Annotated in this window: 27 protein-coding genes and 1 riboswitch; of the genes, 24 read left to right on the top strand and 3 right to left on the bottom strand. The window is 39.2% G+C overall.

Translation table 11 applies throughout. The annotated features are described in order from the left end of the window. The first annotated feature begins 1 nt into the window (after position 1). Complete coding sequence (locus FEZ08_RS06860; RefSeq protein WP_171014976.1) at positions 2-1,084, top strand: alpha/beta fold hydrolase; 1,083 nt, start codon at positions 2-4, stop codon at positions 1,082-1,084. Between the two features lie 80 nt (positions 1,085-1,164). After that, a complete protein-coding gene (locus tag FEZ08_RS06855; protein WP_138190983.1) occupies positions 1,165-1,512 on the top strand; it encodes a hypothetical protein in 348 nt (115 codons plus the stop codon). A 57-nt stretch (positions 1,513-1,569) separates the two neighbouring features. Here the strand turns inward: FEZ08_RS06855 and FEZ08_RS06850 are convergent, their stop codons facing one another. Next, positions 1,570-2,211 carry a MarC family protein gene (locus tag FEZ08_RS06850; RefSeq protein WP_138190982.1) on the bottom strand — a complete coding sequence of 214 codons (642 nt, stop codon included), beginning with the start codon at positions 2,209-2,211 and terminating at the stop codon, positions 1,570-1,572. A 79-nt stretch (positions 2,212-2,290) separates the two neighbouring features. Then, the gene (locus tag FEZ08_RS06845; RefSeq protein ID WP_138190981.1) at positions 2,291-2,959 is read right to left on the bottom strand and encodes a copper homeostasis protein CutC; all 669 of its coding nucleotides are present in this window, start codon (positions 2,957-2,959) and stop codon (positions 2,291-2,293) included. 102 nt (positions 2,960-3,061) lie between these two features. Here FEZ08_RS06845 and FEZ08_RS06840 point away from each other — a divergent pair, with 102 nt between their 5' ends. The 20 genes from FEZ08_RS06840 (at position 3,062) to FEZ08_RS06745 (ending at position 24,042) form a co-directional block, all read left to right on the top strand. Next, positions 3,062-3,955 (top strand): hypothetical protein, encoded by an 894-nt coding sequence (locus FEZ08_RS06840; RefSeq protein WP_138190980.1) that lies wholly within the window; start codon positions 3,062-3,064, stop codon positions 3,953-3,955. Beyond that, on the top strand, positions 3,952-4,839 hold the full coding sequence (locus FEZ08_RS06835) for an FUSC family protein (RefSeq protein ID WP_138190979.1): 888 nt from the start codon (positions 3,952-3,954) through the stop codon (positions 4,837-4,839). The genes FEZ08_RS06840 and FEZ08_RS06835 overlap by 4 nt, the downstream gene beginning before the upstream one ends. Positions 4,840-4,891: 52 nt before the next feature. After that, a riboswitch (SAM riboswitch) is annotated at positions 4,892-4,996 on the top strand. Between the two features lie 84 nt (positions 4,997-5,080). Further along, complete coding sequence (locus FEZ08_RS06830; protein WP_138190978.1) at positions 5,081-6,478, top strand: Sapep family Mn(2+)-dependent dipeptidase; 1,398 nt, start codon at positions 5,081-5,083, stop codon at positions 6,476-6,478. A 13-nt stretch (positions 6,479-6,491) separates the two neighbouring features. Continuing rightward, a complete protein-coding gene (locus FEZ08_RS06825; protein ID WP_138190977.1) occupies positions 6,492-7,307 on the top strand; it encodes a MetQ/NlpA family ABC transporter substrate-binding protein in 816 nt (271 codons plus the stop codon). A gap of 105 nt (positions 7,308-7,412) precedes the next feature. Then, a complete protein-coding gene (locus FEZ08_RS06820) occupies positions 7,413-7,904 on the top strand; it encodes a flavodoxin domain-containing protein (protein WP_138190976.1) in 492 nt (163 codons plus the stop codon). Positions 7,905-8,004: 100 nt separating this feature from the next. Further along, on the top strand, positions 8,005-8,574 hold the full coding sequence (locus FEZ08_RS06815) for a DUF4381 domain-containing protein (protein WP_138190975.1): 570 nt from the start codon (positions 8,005-8,007) through the stop codon (positions 8,572-8,574). Positions 8,575-8,936: 362 nt separating this feature from the next. Continuing rightward, positions 8,937-9,812 carry a 4-(cytidine 5'-diphospho)-2-C-methyl-D-erythritol kinase gene (gene ispE / locus FEZ08_RS06810; protein ID WP_138190974.1) on the top strand — a complete coding sequence of 292 codons (876 nt, stop codon included), beginning with the start codon at positions 8,937-8,939 and terminating at the stop codon, positions 9,810-9,812. Further along, on the top strand, positions 9,809-10,609 hold the full coding sequence (locus FEZ08_RS06805) for an energy-coupling factor transporter ATPase (RefSeq protein WP_138190973.1): 801 nt from the start codon (positions 9,809-9,811) through the stop codon (positions 10,607-10,609). Before ispE ends, FEZ08_RS06805 begins: the two co-directional genes overlap by 4 nt. Further along, complete coding sequence (locus FEZ08_RS06800; protein ID WP_138190972.1) at positions 10,606-11,451, top strand: energy-coupling factor transporter ATPase; 846 nt, start codon at positions 10,606-10,608, stop codon at positions 11,449-11,451. Before FEZ08_RS06805 ends, FEZ08_RS06800 begins: the two co-directional genes overlap by 4 nt. Position 11,452: 1 nt before the next feature. Next, positions 11,453-12,250: an energy-coupling factor transporter transmembrane component T family protein gene (locus tag FEZ08_RS06795; RefSeq protein ID WP_138190971.1), complete on the top strand. Its 798-nt coding sequence runs from the start codon at positions 11,453-11,455 to the stop codon at positions 12,248-12,250. A gap of 11 nt (positions 12,251-12,261) precedes the next feature. Beyond that, on the top strand, positions 12,262-13,035 hold the full coding sequence (truA, locus tag FEZ08_RS06790; RefSeq protein ID WP_171014975.1) for a tRNA pseudouridine(38-40) synthase TruA: 774 nt from the start codon (positions 12,262-12,264) through the stop codon (positions 13,033-13,035). Positions 13,036-13,223: 188 nt separating this feature from the next. Continuing rightward, on the top strand, positions 13,224-14,855 hold the full coding sequence (locus FEZ08_RS06785; protein WP_171014974.1) for a peptide ABC transporter substrate-binding protein: 1,632 nt from the start codon (positions 13,224-13,226) through the stop codon (positions 14,853-14,855). Between the two features lie 195 nt (positions 14,856-15,050). After that, positions 15,051-16,691, top strand: coding sequence for a peptide ABC transporter substrate-binding protein (locus FEZ08_RS06780; RefSeq protein ID WP_138190968.1), 1,641 nt, complete (start codon positions 15,051-15,053; stop codon positions 16,689-16,691). Positions 16,692-16,822: 131 nt separating this feature from the next. Beyond that, positions 16,823-17,746, top strand: coding sequence for an ABC transporter permease (locus FEZ08_RS06775; protein ID WP_138190967.1), 924 nt, complete (start codon positions 16,823-16,825; stop codon positions 17,744-17,746). Next, positions 17,746-18,762, top strand: coding sequence for an ABC transporter permease (locus FEZ08_RS06770; RefSeq protein WP_138190966.1), 1,017 nt, complete (start codon positions 17,746-17,748; stop codon positions 18,760-18,762). Before FEZ08_RS06775 ends, FEZ08_RS06770 begins: the two co-directional genes overlap by 1 nt. 14 nt (positions 18,763-18,776) lie before the next feature. After that, complete coding sequence (locus FEZ08_RS06765) at positions 18,777-19,850, top strand: ABC transporter ATP-binding protein (RefSeq protein ID WP_138190965.1); 1,074 nt, start codon at positions 18,777-18,779, stop codon at positions 19,848-19,850. Continuing rightward, entirely contained in the window at positions 19,850-20,806 is a 957-nt protein-coding gene (locus FEZ08_RS06760) for an ABC transporter ATP-binding protein (protein ID WP_138190964.1), read from the top strand. Before FEZ08_RS06765 ends, FEZ08_RS06760 begins: the two co-directional genes overlap by 1 nt. Positions 20,807-20,933: 127 nt before the next feature. Further along, positions 20,934-21,410, top strand: a complete 477-nt coding sequence (gene spx, locus FEZ08_RS06755) for a transcriptional regulator Spx (RefSeq protein WP_138190963.1) — start codon at positions 20,934-20,936, stop codon at positions 21,408-21,410. A 33-nt stretch (positions 21,411-21,443) separates the two neighbouring features. Continuing rightward, positions 21,444-23,012, top strand: a complete 1,569-nt coding sequence (cls, locus tag FEZ08_RS06750) for a cardiolipin synthase (RefSeq protein ID WP_138190962.1) — start codon at positions 21,444-21,446, stop codon at positions 23,010-23,012. Between the two features lie 67 nt (positions 23,013-23,079). Then, on the top strand, positions 23,080-24,042 hold the full coding sequence (locus tag FEZ08_RS06745) for a competence protein CoiA (RefSeq protein WP_138190961.1): 963 nt from the start codon (positions 23,080-23,082) through the stop codon (positions 24,040-24,042). On the opposite strand, the gene FEZ08_RS06740 is transcribed toward FEZ08_RS06745, so the two are convergent. Next, complete coding sequence (locus FEZ08_RS06740) at positions 24,008-24,616, bottom strand: CYTH domain-containing protein (protein WP_138190960.1); 609 nt, start codon at positions 24,614-24,616, stop codon at positions 24,008-24,010. The genes FEZ08_RS06745 and FEZ08_RS06740 overlap by 35 nt on opposite strands. Positions 24,617-24,788: 172 nt before the next feature. On the opposite strand from FEZ08_RS06740, the gene FEZ08_RS06735 reads away from it, so the two are divergent. Both FEZ08_RS06735 and FEZ08_RS06730 read left to right on the top strand, forming a co-directional pair. After that, positions 24,789-25,571: an NAD kinase gene (locus FEZ08_RS06735; RefSeq protein ID WP_138190959.1), complete on the top strand. Its 783-nt coding sequence runs from the start codon at positions 24,789-24,791 to the stop codon at positions 25,569-25,571. Then, a complete protein-coding gene (locus FEZ08_RS06730; RefSeq protein ID WP_138190958.1) occupies positions 25,507-26,460 on the top strand; it encodes an RluA family pseudouridine synthase in 954 nt (317 codons plus the stop codon). Before FEZ08_RS06735 ends, FEZ08_RS06730 begins: the two co-directional genes overlap by 65 nt. Positions 26,461-26,511: the final 51 nt, after the last annotated feature.

Genomic DNA, 26,511 nt, shown 5'->3' with positions numbered 1-26,511 from the left:
TATGGAAATTTTGTTAGGTATTTTGATTGCATTAGTAGTCATTGTTTTAGTTATTTTGATTGCGTACCAGGTTTGGAAGTGGAATAATAGACGCCAAGTTCGGCTGACTGGGGAGAAGGCTGTTGATTATGGTGAGTATGTTGAACTAAATGGTATTGAACAATATTTTTATCATCGCGGGCATGATAAAAATAATCCGGTTATGATTTTCTTGCATGGCGGACCCGGAAGTCCAATGCTGCCATTTGCAAATGCTTTTCAGCTGGAATGGGAGAAGCAAGTTACCGTGGTGCAGTGGGATCAGCGTGGTGCCGGCAAAACTTATTTTCGCAACCGGGATAAAAAAACGCCAACAATTACTATGGAGCAGATGTTGGCTGATGGCAAAGCGATGATTGATTATTTAAAGACTAAATATGATAAAGATAAAATTATTATTATGGGTCATTCATGGGGTTCAGTATTAGGATCGCAATTAGCACTTAAATATCCGCACGATATCATTGCTTATATTGGTATTGGTCAGGTTGTGAATATGTTTAATAATGAGCAAGTTGGTTATGACAAAGTTCTTGAAGCAGCAAAAAAAGCTGGTAACAGCAAAGACATCCAGATACTTGAAAGTTTATTGCCCTATCCAACCTATGAATTTGATGAAAGAATGAAAAAGAATATTATGCGGTTGCGCGGGGTTCAAGCTAAATACAAACTTTCAACAGGGGTAAGCTTCGAACTCGTTAAACTTGCCTTCGGCTCACCGTTTTATTCGTTTCACGATGCAACTTTCTTTTTACAAACGAAGGCTGCGTCGCTGATGGCGCCGCTCTTTGATGATTTGCTGAAATTTGATTTGCCAACAATCGGAACCGAATATCAGGTGCCATATTTTACGATTCAAGGTGAAAATGATTGGCAGACACCAATATCTTTGGCACGTGAATATTTTGCTGAAGTACAAGCACCGCGAAAAGAGTTCTTCGCCATTGAAAATGCTTGCCACTCACCTATGCTTGAAAATAAGGCGTTGAATGATAAAGTAGTACTTCGTATTTTAAGTGAGATTAATGAAAAAGGAAAAGACTAAACCTTCATGATTTAGTCTTTTCTAGGTTTCCCCAAAATTTCTGTTATAATGAAATTAATTAGAATTTGTGGAGGTATTTTATGTTTAACGAGATATGTATATACGAAGCAAAATTAACGAAAACAGATGAAATTGAAGCGTTGATGAAAGAGGTGGCTGAATTTTATTTAAGTCAGGATGGCGTTATTGATGTTCACTATATCAAACGCACCCACAGACAAAAAGATTTCAATGCAGTGAAAGCGGGAGAGTTACCGATTCGGCTTACAAGGAATGTCGGCAAGGTAACTTATGTTTTGTATTGGGTAACGGAAGACGAGGCGACACATGCAAGAGTATCGAAGCTTGGAATTGAGCAATTTTATAAACGTTGGAATCGGTGTTTGACGACGATGCCAAAAATAATATTAGGAGAAAATATTGTTTAAAAAATCTAAATCAATCAATAGTAAAAGGCAGCCTCGGCGGGGGCTGCCTTTTTATACTTAAAAACCAAGACTTTTAATAACAGTTTCGGCGCCGGTTAAAAACATTTGCACGCCAATGGTTGCTAACAGAAGTCCCATTAATTTGGTCATTGCACTCAACCCTTCGCGTCCGAGAAATCGTGCTAATTTCTCACCGAAGATGAAGCAGAAATAGGTGATTGCCAGCAATATTGTAAAAATAACCAAATCAATTATATTTTGCATAATAGTTGCTGATGCTGACAAACTCATGATTGTTGCAATTGTTCCCGGGCCGGCAAGAATTGGTACTGCCAAAGGCGAAATAGCAACATCCAAACGATCTTTGCGGTCGGGGTCATCGCTTGCAAGGCTAGTCGGAGTTTGCACACTGGCACTGTAGCCTTTATTGCGCAACATATCAAAACCAATTGAGAAGATAATAATACCGCCAGCAATTTGAAATGCCGGAATCGTGATACCAAATAGTTCTAAAATAATCTTACCAAGGAAAAAGAAGGCAACACAGACGATAAAAGCTACCAACACCGCACGCCAAGCAATTTTTTTACGCTCAGCTTGGGAGGCGCCGGCAGTTAAACTTAGGAAAATCGGGGTATTGGCTAAGGGATTCATAATAGCGAAAAATGAAGCGAAAACTAAGAGTGCTTGTTGAATCATAATGACCACCTCTTTGTGTTTTTATTGTATCACAGGAGAAAGAAAAAAGCAGGTTTCCCGAGTGGAAACCTGCTGTTCATTATTTTTTTAAAGTTTGTACATAGTCTATATCAATAGCTTCGAAGAAGTCACCGAAATGACGAGCTAACGAACCAATGTGCATGCTTTTGATACCGGCATTTTTGAGTGCTGGTAAATTATCGGCAGTAATGCCACCGCCGGCAAGAATTTTGATTTGTCCGTTGCTTTGGCGTTCAAGTTGTTGCAAGTGAGCAATGTTCTCAGCAATTGGCTGAGTACCGCCACTGGTTAAAATCGTTTTTATTTGTGGATAGCGTAATAATACCCCCAGAGCCTCGGTTTGATCGCGGACGCAATCAAAGGCGCGGTGGAAAGTTACCGGTAGATTGCCGGCATGAGCCAGTAAGTATTCCAACGAATAAGTGTCAACTTGACGTTCGGTGTTCAATGTACCGAAGACAAAGCCGCCAATATTGTAGTTGCGAGCTTCGTCCATGAAAGCCGCCATTTGTTCAAGTTCATCTTGACTATAAATAAAATCGCGATTATGAAAACGCACCATCACCATTACCGGAATTGTTGCTACCGTTGCGACATCGCGCAAGGTTTCGATAGTCGGGCTCAACCCGTCAGCAGCCATGTCGCTGACAAGTTCAACCCGGTCGCCATCTGCGGCAGCGGCGTCGACAACATCCTGTGCTGATAATGCAATAATTTCTAAAAACATGATATGCCTCCTAACTATTTCCTCATTAGTATATCATTTTACAGCATATTTTAAATAATTTTTGCTAAAAATAGGTACAATAGAAGGAGGAAGGATGACAAAATGAAACAAAGCAAGCTATTACAACGATTATCTCAGACATATTTAGCGAGGGTGCATATTCTGCATGCTTTTTTATTGTCGTGCCTGATTTTACTTAATCACTTAATTATTCCCGGCGCCTTACCTTACTTCCCGCTTACCATTATTATTTCATTGTTGATTTTCCAACAGTCTTCGGAACATTCGCGCAAGCAAGCAATTTTAGTGGTGCAAACTTCTTTGGTGGGAATCTTATTTGCAACCGCAGCGGTGCTTTGGTTGCAAGCCTGGATGCTAACATTACCATTCGTGTTGTTATTACTTATCTTCACTTTGAAAGCTCTTGGCATTGGTCGCTCAATCGTGGCACCGGCAATATTAGTTATTGCTGCTTATTCAATGGATGTTGAGCCGTGGTTCTTTTTGATCTTGGGTGTTGATATTGCTATCCATGCTTTCATCACAGTTGTCTTAACTGAGCGAATTCAAGTGAAACTAGTGCAACAGTTTAAAATGAGCTACCATGCATTCAAAGATTTGTTTGCTCAATACCGGGCAGATGCAGCTGCTAATGTGGTCACTGATGCTACACCATTGTTTCAGCAATTAGTTCAGCTTCAGGAACTCTTTGCTGAAATTAAGGACCATCAACAGTTGAGCCATGAGTACATTTTAAAATATGATCAGATGCTTTTGGAGATTGAGGAAAGTTATTTTTACTTGCGTCAAATTTTACGCGAACAACATTGTTTGCCGGTACATTTAATTGCTCAGTTTGAGGCGCATGATATTGCCGCCTGCAGCCTCGGTGATTATAATCATGTCTATGTTTTTCATGCTGAGCAATTACTTGCCCATGAAGCGCAATGGCATTATTTGGAAGCAATCTTAATTGAGCGGGGGGCTGACTTATGATGAAAAAATATTTTGATGCTGGGACTCAATTGCTTTTTATCAGCATGCTCTTGGCTAGCATCATCTACTTACTGATACCAGGTTTCTTCCCATTCCCGATGTTTTTGTTTTTCAATGTTTTGTTTGCGATTCAGCTGACTCGGCGGGAAACTATTCGCGCCGGCAATTCACGGATTGTCGGCACGATTCTCGGTAGCATTATTGGTTTGCTCTTTTATATTGTGGTGCCGGAGAATATTTTATTTGTGCCTGTAGGGGTGGCCATTAGTGTGTATGCCGGGTATGTATTTTTACGTACCTTCACACCAATTATTGCCATTATTGTTATCATGCTGCTAAGCGGTGGCGCAATGCAGGCACCAATTGAATATGTTTGGAGCCGGTTGTCGGCAGCACTAGTCGGAGTTGCAGTAGCATTGGTTGTTTCTTACTTTTATCGGCGGCGCGCGCGTAGCAGCGATGCGGTGTTTTATGATGCGGCCGGCAAGCTGCTGGCAGAGATGCAAACGTATGTTGCCGCCTTACTGCGAAAGCAAGGGACGAGTCCATCGCCATTGCATCAGTTTATTCCGGAGTTGCAGCAATTGCGGACTATACGTCGGCGTTTGCTCGATGATAGCTTAACTGGTGATGATAGTGAAGACCAACTGCTAACCATTATTACTTTACTGGCAGATGTCTATATGCACATCCAGTTATTGCAGCGTGTTGGCGGCGCTTTGAACCAAGAGAATGTGCGCCGTGCGTATCAGCGATATGGCATAATTTCTAATCAGCGGTTTTCATATCCGATTGAGGATGATGCAGTCGTCAATGAGCATGTGCAGGCGATTTTCAATCTGTTTGACCAGATTGAAACAATTTTATCCAATAATCAAAAATAACCTTGACAGCAATTTAACTTTTGTAGTACCATGAGTCTAATAAATAAAAATACTCTTATCCAGAGTGGCGGAGGGACTGGCCCGATGATGCCCGGCAACCTGTACAATGTACAAGGTGCTAATTCCTGCAAAGAAGTACTTCTTTGGGAGATGAGAGCAGAATTCGTTTTGAGTAAAATCGCCTTTCTGTTCTTACAGGAAGGTTTTTTATTTATTCAAATTGAATTTTGGAGGAAAAACGATGAGTAAAAGTGCAGAGTTTTGGCAAGATTTGGTTGAAAAAGACCGTGAGCAAATCATTGCCGATTTGCAAACTATTGTGCAGGTGCCCAGTGTTTACGATGAGGCAAAGATTACTAAAGATGCACCTTTAGGGGAACCGATCCGGGATGCTTTTGATTGCATGTACACACTTGCTGAACGCGATGGTTTCAAACATGAAAACTTCGAATACTGCGCCGGTGAAATTACTGCTGGAGATGGCGACGAGATTGCTTTTGTTGGCCACTTGGATGTAGTGCCGGTAACTCCGGGCTGGAGTTATCCGCAGTTTGGCGGCGTAGTCGACAATGGTCGGGTTTACGGACGTGGCTCAAACGATAACAAGGGTGGCACGATTGCTGCCTATGCGGCATTGCGGATTGTTAGCCGTTTGCCGGAAGTTGCCGGAAAGAAGTTGAAATTGATTTTAGGTGGCGATGAAGAAACGAGTATTTGGCGCTGCTTGGATACTTATTTCAAATATCGTGATTACCCTAAATATGCGATTGTTCCTGATGGTGAGTTTCCAATGACTTATGCAGAAAAAGGCTTTATTATTTATGATGTTGCCGGAACTGTTGCTGATGATACGGTACTCAGCTGGCAAGGCGGCGAACGTGCTAATGTTGTGCCGGATCAGGCAACGGTACGTTTGCATGTCAGTGACAGCGAAGCAGTGGCAACTGAATACCGTAAGTTCTTAGCACGGCGCGGGCAGCAGGGTGTTGCAGTAATGCATGACGCGCAGACAGTGGAACTGCAAGCAACCGGTATTTCGGTGCATGCGAAGGTACCGCATGAAGGATTGAACGCAAACTTTATTTTGCTGGACTTCTTTGAAACCGCCAAAATCAGCAGTCCGGTGATTGATATCTTGCAGCAAACTGTTGCTCAGGATACTGCCGGAGTTCGCTTAGATATAGCTTGTGATGATGAGGAAATGGGCAGTTTAACTTTAAACACCGGCATCGTCCGCTATGCAGATGGCGAGTTGTATATCCGTTTAAATATCCGCTATCCGAAAGGGTGGGATGACAAACTTGGCTTGGAGAAAATTGGCGAAGTATTCAGCCGACTCGGGCTGAACACTTCGCTCGAGGCTTTCTACCCGCTGCATTATAGTGACCCGAAAGGCGAGTTTGTGCAAACGCTGCATCAAATATATAAGGCACACACCGGTGATGAGACGCCATTGAAAACCACGGGTGGCGGCACTTATGCGCGCCGGTTCCCGGGAGCGGTTTGTTTTGGACCGTTAAAGCCATGCGATGAGCAGAATGCTCATCAGATTGACGAATTCATTGAGATAGATACGCTTTTACAAGCGACTGCAATTTATGCTGATGTTTACTACACATTAGCGACTAAAGAAGATTAAGGAGAAGATATATATGAAAAAGTTTTTAGCGATTATTATAACCGGAGTATTAGCAGTAAGCCTGGCGGCTTGTGGCGGTACTACAAACCCAGAAACCAAGAAGATTGTTATCGGTACAAGTGCCGGAGCCTCATCACAAATTTTAGAGTTCATCAAGCCTCAGCTTGAAGCGCGCGGAATTGAGCTTGAAATCAAAACGTTCAATGATTATGTGTTACCGAATAAAGCTTTGGATGGTGGCGATATCGATGCCAATTTATTCCAGCATATTCCTTTTCTGAACAAAGCTATAGCTGAAAATGGCTATGACTTTAGTATTGCCAGCAATGTGTATGTTGCACCAATTGGCGGCTACTCAAAACGGATTACCAGTTTGGACCAATTGCCAGAGGGCGGTTTGATTATTACCAGCAGCAGTGTTGCTGACCACGGACGAATCTTAACATTGTTGGATAAAGAGGGTGTCATTACTTTGAAAGATGGCGTTGATCCGGTTAATGCTACCCTTGCTGATATTGTTGATAATCCTAAAAATTTACAATTTAAAATGGATGTTGACCCGGCAATGACAGCACAAACATATCAATATGATGAGGCTGATTTAGTGTTCATCAATAGTGGCTTTGCTACTAATGCCGGCTTAAAACCTGCAGAGGAAGCTATTATTTTAGAGGGTGAAGACAGCGCCTATATTAATGTTGTTGTAACTCGTACTGCTGATGCTGGTAAAGAAGAGTTCAAAATTCTTGATGAAGTCTTGCACTCTGCAGAAACACAAAAATATATTAATGAGAACTTTCCCGGAACAATTATTCCGGTAAATAACTAGGTCTTGGGAGAAATTTTTAAAAGCGGCGTGCCACGATGGAGCACGCCGCTTTTTATGGCTTTCTATAAAAACAAATGTTACAATAAATGAAAGGAGCGGTTAGGAATGGATTCATTGATTATTTATGGTGGGAAGTATGGGACGACCGAGGATTGTGCCCAAAAAGTGGCAGCTCAGTTGGATGGTGAAGTTGTTGTGAGTGCGGTGAAGGATTTTTCGGCAGAGGATTTGGCAGCGGCAAAGCGAGTTATTGTTGGAACTTCAATTTATGCCGGCTCATTGAATAAAGAAGTTGCTGATTTATTGCTTAGTAAGCGGGACCTGTTATTGCAAAAGGATTTTGCTTTTTTTGTTTGCGGTATGCGTGATTATGAGGAGAGTATGAATTTTATTCGCGAGAGTTTTGATCCGGAGTTGTTGCAGCATGCTCAGGCGTATGCCTTTTTGGGCGGGCAATATCAGTTTGATAAGATGAATTTCTTTGAAAAACAAGTGATTAAGATGGTGACTAAAAAAGAGGGGAATCCGGTGAGTGGCAAGGAGAATGTTTCTTCTCTTTCGGAAGAACGCTTGGCAGCGTTTATTAATCAATTATAGCGTTTTGAACAGGTGGTTTTGACCACCTGTTTTTTAGTGCAATCACACCCGAAAACATGGAGACCTCATGATATAATGAAGTTGTAAGGGTGGTGATTGGATGTTTGGTTCGTATGAAGTGCTTTTAATTATCGGTTTTGTACTGGTAATTTTGGTGGCAGTTACATGGTTAATTCATTATAATCGCCGTCGCCGTCAGGCGAGGGTGCTGGCACGGATAACTCAGAATAGTCCGTGGCCAATATTTCCGGCAACAATTACCGCTGCCCGGGTTATTAATGATTTTCAAGTTCAGGTTTCATTTTTTATTACTTTAAAGAATGGTAAGCAGATTTACTTGGAGGATGTATTTGGCATTAGTGAGTTTATGGTGATGCGAACCTTGGCTATTGAATACGATGAGGTTAGCGGTAGTTATCAATTTGTAGATGATTTAGCGGTCTTGCGGGTTGAAGATTTGCCGGTTTTGCAAGTTGGTGCCAGAGTACTGGCAGTGAATGGACTGGAGCTCGAGGTTGAGACCAGAAGTATTTTTCCTTTGCGATTGGCGGTTCCGGTTAGTGTGGAGCAACGCGTTAATCTTGGTGATTCAGTGATGTTGCAAATGAATCCGGTAGCACCACTTAAGGCTATTCAGCTTATGACTGATGGCGGGGAAGAGCGGCAATAAAGAAGCGATTGTCGCTTTTTATTGCTCAGTCTGTTGAGAAACGCTCGCAATTCCATAAAAATTGACAAAACTTGCTCAATCACGTATGTCGAGATACGCTCAATCACAACTTTTGCCGATTTTTTGTAATTTCAAACGTTTTCAATCAGTCCGAAAGTGACCGTTTTAATGGAAGCACAATCTTATATCAAAATTGAGAATGTCGCTTATATCAACACTCTTTTGGAATAAGTAATTATTACTTTTTATTGCTCTATTCTGTCCAGACACTTGCACTACCTGCTTGGGAAATGGTAAAATAACAAAGATGAGTGCGCGATTGGTATTTTGAATAGATTGTGCGTTTTATTTAAGGAGCCGATATGGGAGAAGTTATCGAGAAAGCATATGCGAAGATTAATTTAACATTGGATGTCTTGTTTAAACGTGATGATGGTTATCATGAAGTTGAGATGATTATGACATCGCTTGAGCTTGCAGATTATTTATCATTTAGCAAACGGGATGATAAACAAATTCTTTTAAGTGCCGAGGGCGGTTCGATTCCGGTTAATGAGGAGAACTTATGCTACAAGGCCGCTTTTTTATTGCAACAACATTTTGGTGTTGAATATGGGGTAAATATTGCTATTAATAAGCAGATTCCGGTTGCTGCCGGACTTGCTGGTGGCAGCAGCGATGCGGCGGCCACCTTGCGCGGGTTAAACACGCTTTGGGAACTCAAGCTTTCGCTTGGCGAGCTTGAGGAACTTGGCGCTCAGATTGGCTCGGATGTGCCATTCTGCGTGCGTGGAAATACTGCGCTTGCCCGCGGTCGCGGTGAGGTACTTGAGCTGATTGCACCGATGCCAAGTTGTTTTGTGGTGTTGGCCAAACCGAAGTTTGGTTTTTCAACGGCACGGGTATATGACATATTGAATTTAAATAATATCGTGCATCCGGATACTACGGCAATGATTGCTGCAATTGAAAGCCAGGATGTTACCCAAATTGGCGCATTACTAAGTAATGTTTTAGCCAACTATAACAAAGATGAGATTGTAAAAATTAAACAGGTTATGGATGCAAGTACAACGCAAGGTGTCTTGATGAGCGGCAGCGGACCAACTATGTATGCGCTGTTTAGCAGTGAAAATCAGGCAACCCGTTTGTTTAATTCGTTAAAAGGTTTTTGTGATGATGTTTATCTTACTAAGACCCGAATGAGCGGTAAGGAAAAGAGTGAAGTGAGTTCGTGAATATAAGTGTAGAAAATATTACATTTAAATACGATGATACGGTCATTTTAGATGACCTTTCTTTAACTATTGAATCCGGACAGTATATTGCGATAGTTGGTGCCAATGGTTCGGGGAAGACAACACTTGCCCGAATTTTGGCAGGATTATTGCTGCCTCAGGAAGGTCAAGTTAAAATTGATGATGCAATTATTGTCGAAGATAATATTTATGATTTGCGCGAGCACATTGGTATGGTTTTCCAAAACCCTGAGGATCAATTTGTTGGTGTAACAGTGCGCGATGATATTGCTTTTGGATTGGAAAATTATGGAGTCGAGCGCGATGAAATGATTGCATTGATTGATGAGTTTTCAAAACGAACCGGAGTTGATCAGCTGTTAAATCGGGAACCATCACATTTGTCCGGCGGACAGAAACAGCGGGTGGCAATTGCCTCGGCGTTGGCTTTGCATCCGGATTTTATTATTTTTGATGAGGCGACTTCGATGTTGGATCCTGAAGGTCGCCATGATGTTCAGGCTGTTATTCGCGAATTGTTTAATGAGACCCATAAGACGATTATTATGATTACCCATGATTTAGATGAGGCACTTGCCAGTGATCGAATGATTGTTATGAATCAGGGTGTTATTGTAGCTGATGATCACCCGCATACCATTTTTGCAAGTGATATTGACCTTGGTCAGTATCATCTTGCTGAGCCTTTTGTCGTTGAGCTTTCAAAAACACTGAAAGCTGCCGGTTTGATTGATCGGGTTTATTTTGATGAAAAGGAATTGGTGCAGGCGTTATGATTTTAAAGTTGGAGCATGTAAGTCATGAATATGTGAGCGCTGTGCGGAGTCATACCGGAATTGTTGATGTTTCGCTTGATTTGAGTGGTCATCACTTTTCAGCCTTAGTTGGTCATACCGGTAGTGGTAAGTCAACGTTAATGCAGCATTTGAACGCATTGCTGCAGCCAACTTCTGGGACTGTTTGGATTGATGAGAATGCTGTGACCAGTGCTAAAAATAAGCAATTGTATCCGGTTCGTCAACGGGTAGGTTTGGTTTTTCAGAATCCCGAGTATCAGTTGTTTGAGGAAACCGTAGCTAAGGATGTTATGTACGGACCGATGAATTATGGTGCAACTGCTGAGGAAGCTTTAGAACGGGCGAAGGAAGCTCTAATGATGGTTGGTTTGTCTGAGGAGTTTTTGGAGCGTTATCCGCTTGAGATGAGTGGTGGGCAGATGCGTCGGGTGGCGATTGCCGGAATTCTGGCAATGAATCCTGATGTGTTAGTTTTAGATGAGCCAACAGTTGGTCTTGATCCGCTAGGTCAGACGGAAATGATGGAGTTATTTAAGCACTTGTATGATGAATACCAGAAGACTATTATTATTGCTACTCACAATATGGATGTTGTTGCTGATTATGCGCACCGGGTAGTTGTGCTTGAAGGTGGCGAGTTGGTTTATGATGGTGAGCCGCATCAACTGTTTATTGACGAACAGTTGGCACAGTCATTACATTTAGAAATTCCTCATATATATAAAGTAGTCCTTAATCTACAACGTAAAGGGCGAATAGCCGCTGATTTCGGTGCTCCGTTTAACGCAGAGCGTTTGGCAGAAGCACTAAAGGAGAAGTAGAATGAATATTACCATTGGTCGTTATCTTGATGTTGATTCAATTATTCATCGTCTCAATCCCAAAGTGAAGTTTTTGGGATTTTTAGTGTTGATTATTTTATTGTTTTTAAGTAACGCATGGTACTATTATACGGCAATAGCTGGGGCTGTTTTGGTGATTGCAATGTTGGCACGAATTCCGATTAAGGTAGTATGGCAAGGGATTTATTCCTTACGCTTTTTGATTCTTATTATGTTTGTTTTCAACTTGTTTTTTTCGCAAACCGGAAACTTACTTTGGGAGTTTGGTTTTATTAAGATTTATGATGAGAGTCTAGTGCGGGTAACTGTTTTGATTGTACGCTTAATATTGATGATTACCTTGGCTTCAATTTTAACTTTAACTACTAAACCACTAGATTTGACTGCCGGACTTGAAGATTTGATGCAACCGCTTAAAGTTGTTCGTTTTCCGGCTGGTGATGTGGCTTTAATGATTTCAATTGCTTTACGGTTTATTCCTACTTTAACTGATGAGGCAGACAAGATTATGAAGGCTCAGGCATCGCGGGGGGCAAGCTTATCCGAAGGGAAGATTGCAACCCGGATCCGACATTTTGTTTCGCTTTTAATACCACTTTTTGTAATATCGTTTCGTCGTGCTGAAAATTTGGGTATTGCTATGGAAGCTCGCGGATATCGTTCAAGTGAAGGGCGGACCCGGTTGTACGAATTAAAGTGGACGCGCCTTGATATATGGGCAATGATTATTCTTGCTGTTGCAAGTGCAGCCTTTGTGGCTTTGGCATTTTTAGTTTAGGAGAAGGTAGTATGAGAATATGTTGTATTGTTCAATATGATGGTTCGCGTTTTGCCGGATTCCAGCGTCAGCCCGGATTGCGTACAATTCAGGGAACGATTGAGGCAGCGCTCAAGAAATTGTTTAGCGCTGAGGTTATTATTCATGCCAGCGGACGAACTGATGCCGGAGTACATGCGATGGCCCAGGTATTTCATTTTGATATGCCTTTTGATATTCCTGAAGAGAATATCAAGTTAGCGTTGAATCGTATGGTTATGCCAGATATTTATATCACTGATGTATTTAGTGTAAATGATGAATTTAATGCGCGCTTTGACGCTGTAGCTAAAGAGTATCGCTATAAGATTATTAATTTGAAAAACCAGCCGTTTTTGCCAATGAAAAATGATTATTATTCCTATGTTAATATGGATTTGGATCATGAAAAAATACTGGCCGCCATTCCGCTTTTCATTGGTGAGCATGACTTTGCTTCCTTTGCCAGTTTGCGGCGTTCTAAACATACAACAACATGGCGGACGATTCATCGGTTAGAATATTATTTTGATGCGGATGGCAATTATGAATTCCGCATTTGCGGCAGTGGCTTTCTGCGTTATATGGTGCGAACAATAGTAGGAACGCTTCTGCAAGTTGGCAGCGGCCGCTTTACAATTGAAGATATTGAAGATATGTTTGCAGCTCCGGACCGGCGTAAGGCAGGAAAAAGTGCGGAACCAAATGGCTTATATTTATGGCGTGTTTGGTACGATGATGCTGATGATTATAAAAATAAAGAGTAACCCCCTTTAGGGGGTTACTCTTTTTTCTTTCTCCTTTAAAATATTGCCAATATAAATATGAATTCGTGGATAGTTTGAATGGTTAAATTTTTAATAAAAAATGCTTTACAAATGATTTCAGTGTGGTAGAATGATTAACAATATATCTAAATCTGAGGTTTGGGTTTATGCAAAAGGAGGTAACATTTATGAAGAAGAGTTTTATCAAAAAATTAGGGGCGCTGGCATCTATTGCAACAGCATTTGCACTTGTGCTAAGTGGTTGCGGTGGTTCGACAGCTAGTAACAACACATTGCGGCTGGTGACAAATGCAGCACCGAACAGTTTGAATCATATTGCGATTTCAGAGGTTGCGAACTTTGAGATTGTTACACAGTATCTTGAGGGTTTAGTGACTCATGATGCTAATGGTGAGATTATTGGTTCAATGGCAGAAAGTTGGACTGCAAATGCGGATTCAAGTGAGTATGTCTTTAAAATTCGTGATGGTGTTAAGTGGTCGGACGGTAATCCGGTAACGGCTCATGATTTTGTTTTTGGTTGGCAACAATTGGCAACCAGCAAAACAGCTCCATACGGGTTTATGGCAGCCATCTTAAAAAATGGACAAGATGTTATTGATGGTAAAAAGGATGCCAGCGAGCTTGGGGTAAAAGCAACGAGTGCTACTGAATTAGTGGTTACATTGGAAGAGCCGATTGCATACTTCTTGGAATTAATGTCATTTCTTGCGTTTTGTCCGCTAAGTGAAGCATTCTACAATAATGTAGGAGCGGAAAATTATGGAACTTCAGTTGATACTGTTCTTGCAAACGGACCGTTTGAGTTAACTGAATACAAATCTGATGAAGGTTGGACATACGTTAAAAATGCTAATTATTGGGATGCTGCGAATGTGAAACTTGATGGTGTGGATGTTCGCTATGTACAAGAAGGATCAACTGCATCGTCATTATACGACAGCGGCGAGATTGATCGTTTAGTATTAACCTCTGATTTGGTTGATAAGTACAAAGATTCTGCGGAATTAACAAAACAGCCTGACGTTTCAATTCGTTATTTGTACCTTTCAAATAATACTGCTACGCCAGAACCATTATTAGGCAATAAAAATTTCCGAGCAGCTATTGCTCACGCAATTGATAAATCAGTTATCGGCGATTCAATTTTGAAAGATGGTTCGATTGGTGCGGATTATCTAATTCCTTTAGGATTTGCAGAATATGATGGTAAAGATTTCCGTGAATTCAGTGGTAAATATAATACACCAATGTTCGATGTTGCAAAAGCGCAAGAATATTTAGAAGCAGCAAAAAAAGAATTGGGCGATACACCATTGACTTTTACAATTGCTTTACCGGATACAGAAGCTAATAAAAAGATTTATGAAAATATTGAGTCACAAGTTGAAGCAAATCTTCCTGGTGTTGATGTAGTGCTTAACCAAGTACCAAATCAATTATACTATCCACAATTATATGAATTAGCAACTCCGGCTGCCAATTCAGGGTGGACACCAGACTATTTGGATGTTTCAACATACTTTGGCGTGTTTCGTACCAACAATGACGGCAACTTTGGTCAGTTCAGTGATGCAAGATTTGATGAATTATATAATGAGTCTGAGTCAGCAGCATTAGTAAATGATCAAACTGCACGTTGGACAAACTATGTTGAAGCGGAGTCAATTTTAATTGACAGTTACTCAACAATTCCGTTGTATCAAACAGGAGTTATGTCTGTTGTTAAGCCAAACATTAAAGGATTATATAAATATCCTGCAGCCGGCTGGGTTTACAAGTTTGTAAGCAAAGAATAGGTATTTGGCAGCTAATTCAATTGTTTTTGTGAAAAAGTATAGAAAGCACCGGTTATCGCTTAGGAATAACCGGTGCTTTTTTATTCATTTCATTCAAAAGTGCTTTACAAAGATATGGATAACTGGTAGAATTAATAAAAATAACTTCAAATATTTCATTGAAGGAGTTTTATTTATTATATAGGAGGGCTATATATGAAGAACAAATTAGGAAAGAAATTAGGGGTAGTTACTTCACTACTCGCGGTAGCAGCCTTAGTGCTTGCTGGTTGTGGAGGATCTAGTTCAGGAACTGCAGGGACACTTCGTTTAGCGTCAGCGGTAGCACCGAACACATTGAATCAGATTCGTAACTCTGAGTCAATTAACTCTGAAATTATCGGACAATACTTGGAAGGTTTAGTGCAATATAATGCTGACAACGAACTTGTTGGTGCGGTTGCAAAAGACTGGACTACCAATGAAGACGGAAGTGTTTACACGTTCAATATTCGTCCTGAATCTAAATGGACTAATGGACAACCTGTAACAGCAAATGACTTCGTCTTTGCTTGGAGCAAGTTAGCTACAGATAAAGAAGCTACTTATGGATACCTTGTTTCAGCAATTAAAAATGGACAAGCTGTCTTAGATGGTACTATGGATGCTTCTGAATTGGGCGTTAAAGCAGTTAGCGATTCTCAATTAGAAGTAACTTTAGAGCAACCATTGGCTTATTTCTTAGACTTAATGGCATTCCCGCCATTCTTCCCTACTAACGAAGCATTCTATAATGAAGTTGGTGGCGATGAAGTATACGGGACTTCAATGGAAACTGTTTTAGGAAACGGACCTTTCACTTTGACTAAGTACAAAGCGGATGAAGGTTGGGAATTTGCTAAAAACCCAGACTACTGGGATGCAGCAAGTGTTCAATTAAATGTTGTAACTGTTCGTTTCGTAGCTGAAACTTCAACTCAAGGGACTCTTTATGATAATGGCGAAATTGATCGCTTAGGTTTAACAGGAGACCTTATTGACAAATATTCAGGCTCTTCTGAAATTGTTACACAACCTGAAACTGCAGTATTTTACTTCTATCTTTCAGGAACAACTAACTCACCAGATGCAACATTAGCGAACAAAAATGTTCGCGCGGCAATTGCTCATGCAATTGACAAATCAGTTATTACTGACAATGTGTTGAAAAACGGTTCATTACCAATTGATTACTTAGTACCAAAAGATTTCGTTTCATTAGATGGCGAAGACTTCCGTACGTTTGCGAATCAATTCAATGACCCAATGTTTGATGTGAAAAAAGCTCAAGAATTCCTTGATGCAGCGAAAAAAGAACTTGGACAAGATACTTTATCAGTAACACTTGCAGTAGCAGATACTGAAGCTGGTAAAAAAATCTATGAAAATATCGAATCTCAATTAGAAACTAATTTAGAAGGTTTAGATGTTACTATCAACCAAGTCCCACAACAAACTTACTATCCATTGTTACAAGAATATGGTACACCAGCTGCGAATGCAGGATGGGGTGCTGACTACATGGATGTTGCAACTTATTTTGAAATCTTCCGTTCAGATGACAGCCATAACTATGGAAAATGGAATAATCCTGAATTCGATCAATTATTCAAAGATGCACAATCACCTGAATTAGCTACAAACCCAACTGAGCGTTGGAATAAATTTGTACAAGCTGAAGCAGTATTAATTAATGATTATGCAATTATTCCAATCTATCAACGTGCTTCAATGGCATTGGTTAAACCAAATGTTAAAGGATTTAAATTATATCCTACAGCACCGGATATGCGTTATAAATACGTTACGGTTGAATAATTTTTAGTAAATGATACAAACGTATCCGAATGAGAAAGCTTTATCTGATGAGCATACAAGCATAGATAAAGCTTTCTTTCGTTCCAAAAACAGATTGTATCTAAAACTTGAGACGGGAGGCATCGGTATAAATGCTAAAGTATATTTTAAAACGACTGCTTAACTGTTTGATTGTTATCTTTATTTCGGTAACCGCAGTATTTTTCGCAATTCGTTTAGTACCATCTAATATTGTTGATCCAAAGCTTCCTTTGGCACAACAAGAACAGATTAAGGAGCAATTAGGGTTAAATAAACCTGTTGTTGAGCAGTATGTTAATTATTTAGGAAATGTTGCACAGTTTGATTTAGGAAAATCCTTAAAAGTGCAAAAAAATATTCCGGTTACGAAATTAATTGGTGATAAAATGGCGATATCTTTACCAATAGGGATAACCGCAGTAGCAATTTCAATTGTTATCGGGACTGTATTAGGAACCGTAGCCGCAGTAAAACGTGGTAAACCTTTTGACCATGTGACAACTTTAATCACAGTATTAGGGATTTCAATCCCCTCTATTGTTATTTCAATTTTATTACAACTTTTATTTACTACACTTGGATTTCCGACTATATATAGTCCAGGGAATATATTCTCATTAGTGGCGCCGGTTATCGCGCTTTCATTCTGGCCGATTGCTATGATTTCAAAATATATTCGAAATGAACTTATTGATGTCATGAACTCTGAATATATTCTTTTAGCTGAGGCTAAAGGGGTGTCAAATAAAACAGTACTCTTTAAACATGCGTTAAGAAATGCGGTAATTCCTGCGATTACAGTTGTCGGACCTTTATTTGTTTCGACAATTATCGGGAGTTTAGTAGTTGAGAAAGTATTCGCAATTCCTGGACTTGGTGGATTAATGAGTCAAGCAATTAATACAACTGATTATCCAATTATTCAAGGATTAACAATTTTATTTGCTGCACTCTTTACGCTTGCGTACTTAGTGATTGATATCCTTTATGGTATTATTGATCCACGAATTCGTTTGTCAGGAGGTAATAGCTAATGGAAAAGAATTTACAAACACAACCGCTAGATGAAAAGTTATTTGAATTTTCAAATACTGATCATGCTGACAACGAAGAAATTAAAGGGAAGAGCGTTGGCTTCTGGCAAGGAGCAATGCGTCGTTTAGTTAAGCAAAAAATTAGTATGATTAGTTTGATATTAATTGTTATTTTTGTTGCCGGCGCTATTATTATTCCGTGGGGAAAAGATGCTGAAATTAAGTATCAAGATCCTAAAATTCAAAACTTGCCGCCTAAGATTCCAGGTCTTTCAAGTTTAGGAATTTTCGATGGAACACGCAATGGTGTAGATGTGTATGCTCAAAAGGGCGTAACTCGTGACTATTATTTTGGTACTGATGATTTAGGTCGTGACTTATGGTTGCGGGTATGGGCTGGATTAAGAACATCATTATTGATTGCATTAATTGTAACGACTGTTGAGTTCGTTTTAGGTGCAATAATTGGTGGTATATCCGGATACTTTGGTAAGACGGCCGATATGGTTATTCAACGGGTTTTAGATGTCCTTGTTAACATTCCGGTTTTAATCGTTCTTTTAATTGTTTCAATGGCAATGGGACAAGGATTCTGGCCGCTTGTACTTGGATTATCATTTACAGCTTGGATTGGTTTCTCGCGTCTTGTAAGGGCACAAATATTAAAATATAAAGATCATGAGTTTGTTTTGGCATCACGTACATTAGGCGCTAACCATAAACGAATTATCTTTGATCATTTATTCCCAAATATGGTCAGTGTGTTCATTGTTGCTCTGGCATTAGATTTCCCGGCAGTAATTTTATCAGAAGCATTCTATACTTTATTAGGACTTGGGCTTCCAGCTGGTGAAATTTCACTTGGACAGCTTATTGTTGAAAATGTTGGGAAGTTACAAACTTTCCCGTATCAATTAATTATTCCAACTGTTTTTATGGGGCTTATTTCGTTGACCTTTAACCTTATTGGTAATGGTTTACGTGATGCTTTAGATCCAAAATTGAAAGATAGATAGTGAGGTGAGCGTATATGGCAAAAGAATTATTGAAAGTTAGTAATTTAGAAATTGAATTTAAGACTGAAAATGGTATAGTACAAGCGATTCGTGGCGTTGACTTTAATTTACATGTTGGTGAAACACTGGCAATTGTAGGTGAGTCTGGTTCTGGTAAATCAGTTGTAACCCGTGCAGTCATGGGTATTCTTGCTAACAATGGTGTTGTAAAAGCTGGTGAGATTTTGTACACCGATTCAAAAGGTAACCAAGTTGATGTTACTAAAATGAGTAAGAAAGAATTACCGAAAATCCGTGGCGGGGAAATCGCCATGATTTTCCAAGATCCGATGACAGCTTTAAATCCAGTGTTAACTATCGGAACACAAATTGTTGAAGCAATTCAATTGCATCAAAAGGATGAAAACGGTAAAGATCTTTCTAAAACGGTAGCGAAAGCGAAAGCTTTAGAATTATTAACCCTAGTTGGTATTCATGATCCTGAGGTTCGATTCAAGCAATATCCTCACCAATTTTCTGGTGGGATGCGCCAACGGATTGTTATCGCAATTGCACTTGGTTGTGAACCACGCGTTTTAATCGCGGATGAGCCAACGACGGCATTGGACGTTACTATTCAAGCACAAATTTTAGAATTAATTAAAGAAATTCAACAACGTTTAAATCTTGCAGTAATCTTTATTACGCATGACTTAGGAGTAGTTGCAAACGTTGCCGATCGAGTAAATGTTATGTATGCCGGACGTATTGTTGAAGCTGGAAGCATTGATGAGGTATTCTATAATCCTCGCCACCCTTATACATGGGGACTGCTTTCTTCTATGCCAGACATTGAAAGTGAAAATGCGGAATTATTTTCGATTCCCGGAACACCACCAAATTTATTATACCCTCCTAAAGGCGATGCATTCGCTCCACGTAATAAATGGGCTCTGGATATTGATTTTGAAATGCAGCCACCAATGTTTAAAGTTAGTGAAAATCATTACGCAGCTACGTGGTTACTTGATCCGCGTGCACCTAAAGTTGATGTGCCGGAGATTGTTTTAAAACGTGTGCGTCAACATGTTGAAGGCGGTGAGAACTAATGACTGCAACAAATGAAAGAGAAATCGTTTTATCAGTACGTAACTTGAAACAACATTTCCGTATTAATAATAAAAAGACAGTAAAGGCTGTTGATGATATTAGTTTTGATATTTATCGTGGCGAAACATTTGGTCTTGTTGGTGAGTCTGGTTCAGGAAAGTCAACTACTGGTCGAAGTATTATTCGTCTTTATAAACCAACTGGAGGACAACTTACCTTTTTGGGAGAAGATATCTCTGGTAAGATGTCGGGTAAAGCAATCAAAACATTACGTCGGAATATGCAAATGATTTTCCAGGATCCAATGGCATCACTAAATCCGCGTATGAAAGTTGCTGATATTATCGCTGAAGGCTTAGTTATCCATAAAATTGGGAAAAACGAAGCTGAGCGTATGGAAAAAGTATATGAAATCCTTGAAATTGTTGGTTTAAATCGTGATCACGCCAACCGTTTCCCGCATGAGTTTTCAGGCGGACAACGGCAACGGATCGGGATTGCCCGGGCATTAATTATGGAGCCCGACTTTATCATTGCTGATGAGGCAATTTCAGCTTTGGATGTTTCTATTCAGGCGCAAGTAGTAAACTTATTGAAACATTTACAAAAGGAACGTAACTTAACTTATTTATTTATTGCCCATGATTTATCAATGGTTAAATACATCAGTGATCGTGTTGGGGTAATGTACGGTGGGAAATTAATGGAACTTGCAACTTCGGAAGAATTGTATAATAATCCATTACACCCATATACAAAATCATTATTATCGGCAATACCATTACCAAATCCTGATTATGAACGTAGCCGTCGCCGGATTGTTTACAATCCAGCAATGCATGATTATTCAACATCAGGGCCGGAATGGGTTGAGATTACGCCAGGGCACTTTATTCGTGCCAATGAAGAGGAATTGAAACACTACAAAGCTGAATTAGCTGCTAAAAATCGGTAAATAGTGTGAATAAATATCTTCATATCAAAATAAATTGAATTTGCAAAAAAAGAGTGGTACAATTACATCAGGACCACTCTTTTGCACAATTTAGCGGTCTATTATACGAAAAAGGATGGTGGATAGAATGATTACAATCTATACAACCCCTAGTTGTTCATCTTGTCGTAAGGCAAAAAAATGGCTTGATGATTTTGGATTGAAATATCGCGAAAAAAATCTCTTTGTTACTCCTTTATCTGGCTCAGAAATCAAGTATATTCTTGAACGTACTGAGAATGGTACAGAAGATATTATTTCAAAGCGTTCCAAAATAATTGTTGAAGATGGTATTGATGTAGATTCTATGTCTATGTCAGAACTGATTGAATTTATTCAAAAAAATCCAAGCATATTACGCCGTCCAATCATCATTGATGATAAACGACTTCAAGTTGGTTATAATGATGAGGAGATTAGAGCTTTTATTCCACGTGAGTTGAGAGAACTTTCAATTGCGTGTGAATCATGTATGAATTTCAAAGACTGTACTTCTGTGCATAATATTTTAGCTGCAGCTACAAGCGCAGGTATAGATATTTCGCCAGCATTAAAACATAAATAAATAGTCATAAATATTACTAAAGGTTTAGAGGGCATGAAGAAATCTTTTAACAAACAAAAACTAAAACGTCGTATGACGAGATATAAAGATTTTTTAAGAGCAGTCATTGTATATTGGCTGCTCATTTTTGCAGGTCTGCTAATTTTTCCAGTTCTTATTTTCAGTAATTTTGGCCTGACTCCATATCTAATTATTCTTGCTATTACGATTGTCACATTAGCTTATATATTAATTACTAACCATGAACTTTCTTCTAAGTGGGCGTGGTTTATTGTTGTTGCCTTTGTGCCGGTATTGGGATTATTTACTTTTTTCTTTATAGGTTACTCATTGCTTACTAAGAAGAATTATCAAAAGAAAAAGGAAGCTGATATATATTTCTATCGAAAATATATATTGAAGGATTTGGATAAGCAGCTGGATTTCGTTTATAATGACGAGTTGACGAAGGAAATGAGTATTATTAGTCAGATGTCGAAATCGCCGTTATATGAGCATAATCAGGTGCGCATTTTGGAATATCAGATGGTTTATGATGCGATGTTTGAGGCGGTTATCCGTGCTGAACATCATATTCATATGGAGATGTATATTATTCGCGATGATAGTTTCACACGGCCAATCTTCAATGCTATGATGGAAAAGGCGCGCGCCGGTCTCCAAGTGCGCATTTTGGCAGATGTTGTTGGGACAGTATTCTTGGAAAATAAATTTATTGAGGAGCTTATTGATAGCGGTATTGAATTTCGTTTATTTGCCGAGCCAAAAGCATTTTATATGGATCACATGCATGCTAATCATCGTAAATTAATTGTTGTAGACGGTAAAATCGGATTCACCGGCGGTTATAATATGGGGCGCGAGTATGTTGCAGGCTATCCCAAGAAGAAGCTTTTATGGCGGGATGTTATGATGCAAATTGAGGGTTCGTCACTAAGATATATGCAAACACAATTTTTAGCTGATTGGTTTTTTGCTACTCAGGAGAGTTTTGTTGACGATGGTGAGGAGCATCTCTTTTTTCGGAATTGGAGTAAAGATACTTCAGAACAAGAAGGTGTTATCCAACTAATTTCTGATGGACCTGATGTTGAAGATTTTCCAATTAAGAATGCTTATTACCGGCTTATTAATGGTGCGCAGGAGCGGATTTGGCTGACAACACCATACCTAATTCCGACAGATGATATTTTACAGGCCTTAAAGGCAGCAGCCATGGTAGGAATTGATGTTCGGATAATATTTCCGGATCGTCCTGATAAGAAAACAGTGTATTATTGTTCGCGGAGTTATATTCGTGATTTACTTGAGGCTGGAGTTAAAATTTATACATTGGATGGTAAATTTCAACATAGTAAGTTATTGTTAGTTGATAATGATATTGCTGCTCTGGGAACTGTGAATCTTGATGTGCGTTCTTTAATGATAAATTTTGAATTGCATGGCTTTTTCTATGAACATCAGGCAATTCATAGTATTGAACGCTTTATTGAAGCTGATATTAAGGCATCAAGTGAGATTGATTTACAGAAATGGCGGCAACGACCATTTTGGCAAAAAATTATTGAGCTTTTGATGCGGGTATTTTCACCAGTGTTTTAGTGAGAAAAAAATCTGATTGTTACGAAATAATAAGTAACAATCAGATTTTTTTATTTGGGGTGATGAAATGCGCTTTGCAAGAGACGATGCTAATCAGCTTATTGATGCTAGCCAGGCGGTATGCACAAATAAATATTCTTGTCCGTCGTGTAAAGAGACGGTTCAGTTGAAAGGCGGGAGGTATCGAAGAAAACATTTTGCTCATGTTTGCTCGAATCATAATCCGCAGCAATACAATAATAAAGAACATTTGGCTATTCAAGACGAGATTAGCCAATGGTTTCAAGAGTATGGCTACTCGGTAGTGAATGAACAACGCCACAGAGAGGCCAGAAGACGCGCAGATATTGCCATAAATGAGAGTCAGCTTTGTATTGAAGTACAGTGCAGTCCAATTACAGTGACAGAGATTGCTGAGCGGACAAATGATTATCATAATTTATATGAAAACATGTGTTGGTTATCTTCAGCAAGTATTCTAAAACAAATAAAAAGTGATAAGTTTCAGCTGCCTGCATTTATTTTACAAAAATTATATGTGCAAGATAATTTGTATTTTTTTGATGTGCGAAAAAAGAAGCTCATTGTTCTTACTAATATTATTCGTATATCAATGACAACTATTTTGGCTGAAAAGTTCGTTGCCGGTAAGGAGAATAACCCATTCTTTTTGTTTACTAGGAAACTAAAATCAGGTAGACCAAACTATTTGCTTGATAAATATTTATTATTTTGGCAGAAAAGGATCCGCTATAAACGTAAGTATGCAATAATGAATTATCAACTTGTGCATATGAAAATTCAATATGAAAAATTCTTTTCCATTAAGTATAGACTTCCTCAGATACATGTGGGGATATTTAATTGGCAGTTACAGATTATCTTTTATTACTTTTGTTGTGGTATTACTGATGTCGAGGACTGCATACTTGCGATGGAAAAAGAAAAAACTATAGCTTCAAGAACTGAAGCTATAGTTTTAGGGATAACAATGTTTATGAAACATCTCCGCGAGCTTGAGCAACACTGAACTCAGCAGCTCGTGCTATTTTTGGTTTAGCAATCCGCCGATCAATATTATGTTGGATGAGGAAGTCATTGAAAACAACTGCCCCTTCGTCAAGATCAGGGTATTCTAATTCTAATTCGTAATCCTCTTTTCCGTAACGATTAAAATCTAGGAAAAGACGTCCCTTATCATATGGGATCTCAGCCCGGAAAGTTGCAATTTTGGCAATTAAGCGAAGCTCGCTTAGTGGAATATCATTGGTCATTAGTATATCTTTGAAAGCGTCAGGAATTTGATCAATCCATGAAGTAATATTTTCTGGTGTTTCAATAGGAAAGTCAAGAACCTCATTAATTTCAATATGTTCATGGATATCTTCAGTTGCAATTTTTAACATGATTTGGGCTATGTTTTTACGAATGCGTAATCGCAATGCCGTATTCATTGTTTTTAATGTTTGATTGTCGGTATCAAGATAGTAGTTACGCTGCAATTCGAATAAGTTCTCACTTACATGTAATTGATGGCATAAATCATGAAATTCCTTCTTTGTGAGCAAATTTTTAAATTCAATCTCTAATTGTGATGTAGGCATCTATTTCACTCCTCATATAATTTCAAATCCTCACCCTATATTAAATAGGGAATTAGAACAAAAGTCAACCTTTTCGCATATATTCACAATATTTTTTTACTATATGGTAAAATAAACAAAATGTACTTAAGAAATATGGTACAATAGTGGGGAGAAAAGAAGAGGTGATTTCATGCGATTCTGCGCAATTGCTCGGAATGATGAGCAGTCAAAAGAAAAGAAATCATATATAATTGAGCGTTTGCAACAGGGAGGATTTAAGCTTGATTTGAAGAACCCTGAATTAGTTATATCTATAGGTGGAGATGGCACTTTATTAGAGGCTTTTCAGCGCTATTCGGAGAAGTTAGATTCATGCATGTTCTTAGGGATACATTCCGGAAGTTTGGGCTTCTATACAGACTGGCATATTTCAGAAGTTGATGAGGTTATTGAACATATTTTACGTGATAATTATACAATCGCTGAGTTTCCGGTTTTGGATGTAGAGATTGATGGAACCTGCGGAATTTTGAAATACCGAGCGTTGAATGAGATAACAGTTTTAAATTCATTGCGAACTTTACGTATTGATGTGACCATTAATGGACTTGAATTTGAAACTTTCAGGGGAACTGGTTTATGTGTATCCACACCATCAGGCAGCACTGGATACAATAAGTCTTTGGGAGGAGCGTTGCTTCACCCGGATTTATTAGGGTATCAATTAACTGAGATAGCTTCAATTAATAATAATGTTTACCGAACTATTGGTTCACCAATGGTTTTAGGAAAAAAACATATTATTGAGTTTCATTTTGTTGATCATAGTAATGTGACGTTAACCTATGATCATTTAAATAATATATGCAGTGAGGTAAAACGTATTCGAACCGGATTGAGTGATTCGCATGCACGCTTCGTTCGGTATCGACCAAAAAGCTTCTGGGGAAGAGTGCGCGATGCATTCATTTGATGGCCGCAGATTTTACTGGACCATTGAAGGCAATGATGTTCCAAATTCAATAAAAAGTTTTTTGCAGGATAAACAGTTTTCACGACGTAGTTTAGCTAACTTGCGTTCAAGCGGGTTAGTTTTAGTTAATGAACAACAAGTCGAGTTGAGCTATTGGCTGGAAGCGGGAGACCGTCTAGTCATTGCCCTTCCAGAGGTAATCTCCCAATCAATGAAACCGAATGCTGGTAAAATAGAAATCTGTTACGAAGATGACTATTTGCTTGTGGTCAATAAACCTGCTGGTTTGTTGACGATACCTTCAAGGGTAGAGAACGATGACTCTCTGGCACAACGGGTTTTAGCTTACTATCAACAAATAGAACTCAAATCTACCATTCATGTATTGACTAGATTAGATAAGGATACAAGTGGCTTGGTTTTAATTGCTAAAGAGCGGCATACACAATATTTGTTGGGAAAAGCATCCCATGTTCGCATGTATTACGCGATTGTGTCCGGAAGACCAGCCGAAGATGTTTTTAGTATTGAACAGCCGATTCGCAAGTGTACTGATAGTATTATTAAGCGGGAAGTTCATGAGGATGGAAAGTTTGCCAGAACTCATGTGGAAGTGGTCAAGACCAATGGGCAGTATAGTTTGGTTAAGTTGGACTTGGATACTGGCAGAACGCATCAGATTCGGGTTCATATGGCAAGTATTGATTGCCCATTGCTTGGAGATACTTTGTATGGCGGTGAATCAATATTTGATGATGACGCCCAAATGCTGCACGCTGGTGAGCTGCGGTTTGTTCATCCTTATAGTCATGAGGAGATTATCATTACTGCAAAATATCCACAAAAGTTTGCTGATGTTTTGCGTGCAAAACTCTATAATAATGATTAAAAAACTGGTGCGATATTACCGGTTTTTTTCGCTTTTCTCACACAGTTTTAT

This window comes from Culicoidibacter larvae (assembly GCF_005771635.1).
In the GTDB taxonomy this organism is placed as follows: domain Bacteria; phylum Bacillota_I; class Bacilli_A; order Culicoidibacterales; family Culicoidibacteraceae; genus Culicoidibacter; species Culicoidibacter larvae.
Note: the sequence above shows the minus strand (reverse complement) of the source record. Positions and strands in the feature narration are given on the sequence as shown.

Excerpts from the sequence above, each read along its gene's own strand:
- FEZ08_RS06860 (WP_171014976.1), top strand. The coding sequence starts at position 2 with ATGGAAATTTTGTTAGGTATTTTGATTGCATTAGTAGTCATTGTTTTA.
- FEZ08_RS06855 (WP_138190983.1), top strand. The coding sequence starts at position 1,165 with ATGTTTAACGAGATATGTATATACGAAGCAAAATTAACGAAAACAGAT.
- FEZ08_RS06850 (WP_138190982.1), bottom strand. The coding sequence starts at position 2,211 with ATGATTCAACAAGCACTCTTAGTTTTCGCTTCATTTTTCGCTATTATG.
- FEZ08_RS06845 (WP_138190981.1), bottom strand. The coding sequence starts at position 2,959 with ATGTTTTTAGAAATTATTGCATTATCAGCACAGGATGTTGTCGACGCC.
- FEZ08_RS06840 (WP_138190980.1), top strand. The coding sequence starts at position 3,062 with ATGAAACAAAGCAAGCTATTACAACGATTATCTCAGACATATTTAGCG.
- FEZ08_RS06835 (WP_138190979.1), top strand. The coding sequence starts at position 3,952 with ATGATGAAAAAATATTTTGATGCTGGGACTCAATTGCTTTTTATCAGC.
- FEZ08_RS06830 (WP_138190978.1), top strand. The coding sequence starts at position 5,081 with ATGAGTAAAAGTGCAGAGTTTTGGCAAGATTTGGTTGAAAAAGACCGT.
- FEZ08_RS06825 (WP_138190977.1), top strand. The coding sequence starts at position 6,492 with ATGAAAAAGTTTTTAGCGATTATTATAACCGGAGTATTAGCAGTAAGC.
- FEZ08_RS06820 (WP_138190976.1), top strand. The coding sequence starts at position 7,413 with ATGGATTCATTGATTATTTATGGTGGGAAGTATGGGACGACCGAGGAT.
- FEZ08_RS06815 (WP_138190975.1), top strand. The coding sequence starts at position 8,005 with ATGTTTGGTTCGTATGAAGTGCTTTTAATTATCGGTTTTGTACTGGTA.
- ispE (WP_138190974.1), top strand. The coding sequence starts at position 8,937 with ATGGGAGAAGTTATCGAGAAAGCATATGCGAAGATTAATTTAACATTG.
- FEZ08_RS06800 (WP_138190972.1), top strand. The coding sequence starts at position 10,606 with ATGATTTTAAAGTTGGAGCATGTAAGTCATGAATATGTGAGCGCTGTG.
- FEZ08_RS06795 (WP_138190971.1), top strand. The coding sequence starts at position 11,453 with ATGAATATTACCATTGGTCGTTATCTTGATGTTGATTCAATTATTCAT.
- truA (WP_171014975.1), top strand. The coding sequence starts at position 12,262 with ATGAGAATATGTTGTATTGTTCAATATGATGGTTCGCGTTTTGCCGGA.
- FEZ08_RS06785 (WP_171014974.1), top strand. The coding sequence starts at position 13,224 with ATGAAGAAGAGTTTTATCAAAAAATTAGGGGCGCTGGCATCTATTGCA.
- FEZ08_RS06780 (WP_138190968.1), top strand. The coding sequence starts at position 15,051 with ATGAAGAACAAATTAGGAAAGAAATTAGGGGTAGTTACTTCACTACTC.
- FEZ08_RS06775 (WP_138190967.1), top strand. The coding sequence starts at position 16,823 with ATGCTAAAGTATATTTTAAAACGACTGCTTAACTGTTTGATTGTTATC.
- FEZ08_RS06770 (WP_138190966.1), top strand. The coding sequence starts at position 17,746 with ATGGAAAAGAATTTACAAACACAACCGCTAGATGAAAAGTTATTTGAA.
- FEZ08_RS06765 (WP_138190965.1), top strand. The coding sequence starts at position 18,777 with ATGGCAAAAGAATTATTGAAAGTTAGTAATTTAGAAATTGAATTTAAG.
- FEZ08_RS06760 (WP_138190964.1), top strand. The coding sequence starts at position 19,850 with ATGACTGCAACAAATGAAAGAGAAATCGTTTTATCAGTACGTAACTTG.
- spx (WP_138190963.1), top strand. The coding sequence starts at position 20,934 with ATGATTACAATCTATACAACCCCTAGTTGTTCATCTTGTCGTAAGGCA.
- cls (WP_138190962.1), top strand. The coding sequence starts at position 21,444 with ATGAAGAAATCTTTTAACAAACAAAAACTAAAACGTCGTATGACGAGA.
- FEZ08_RS06745 (WP_138190961.1), top strand. The coding sequence starts at position 23,080 with ATGCGCTTTGCAAGAGACGATGCTAATCAGCTTATTGATGCTAGCCAG.
- FEZ08_RS06740 (WP_138190960.1), bottom strand. The coding sequence starts at position 24,616 with ATGCCTACATCACAATTAGAGATTGAATTTAAAAATTTGCTCACAAAG.
- FEZ08_RS06735 (WP_138190959.1), top strand. The coding sequence starts at position 24,789 with ATGCGATTCTGCGCAATTGCTCGGAATGATGAGCAGTCAAAAGAAAAG.
- FEZ08_RS06730 (WP_138190958.1), top strand. The coding sequence starts at position 25,507 with ATGCACGCTTCGTTCGGTATCGACCAAAAAGCTTCTGGGGAAGAGTGC.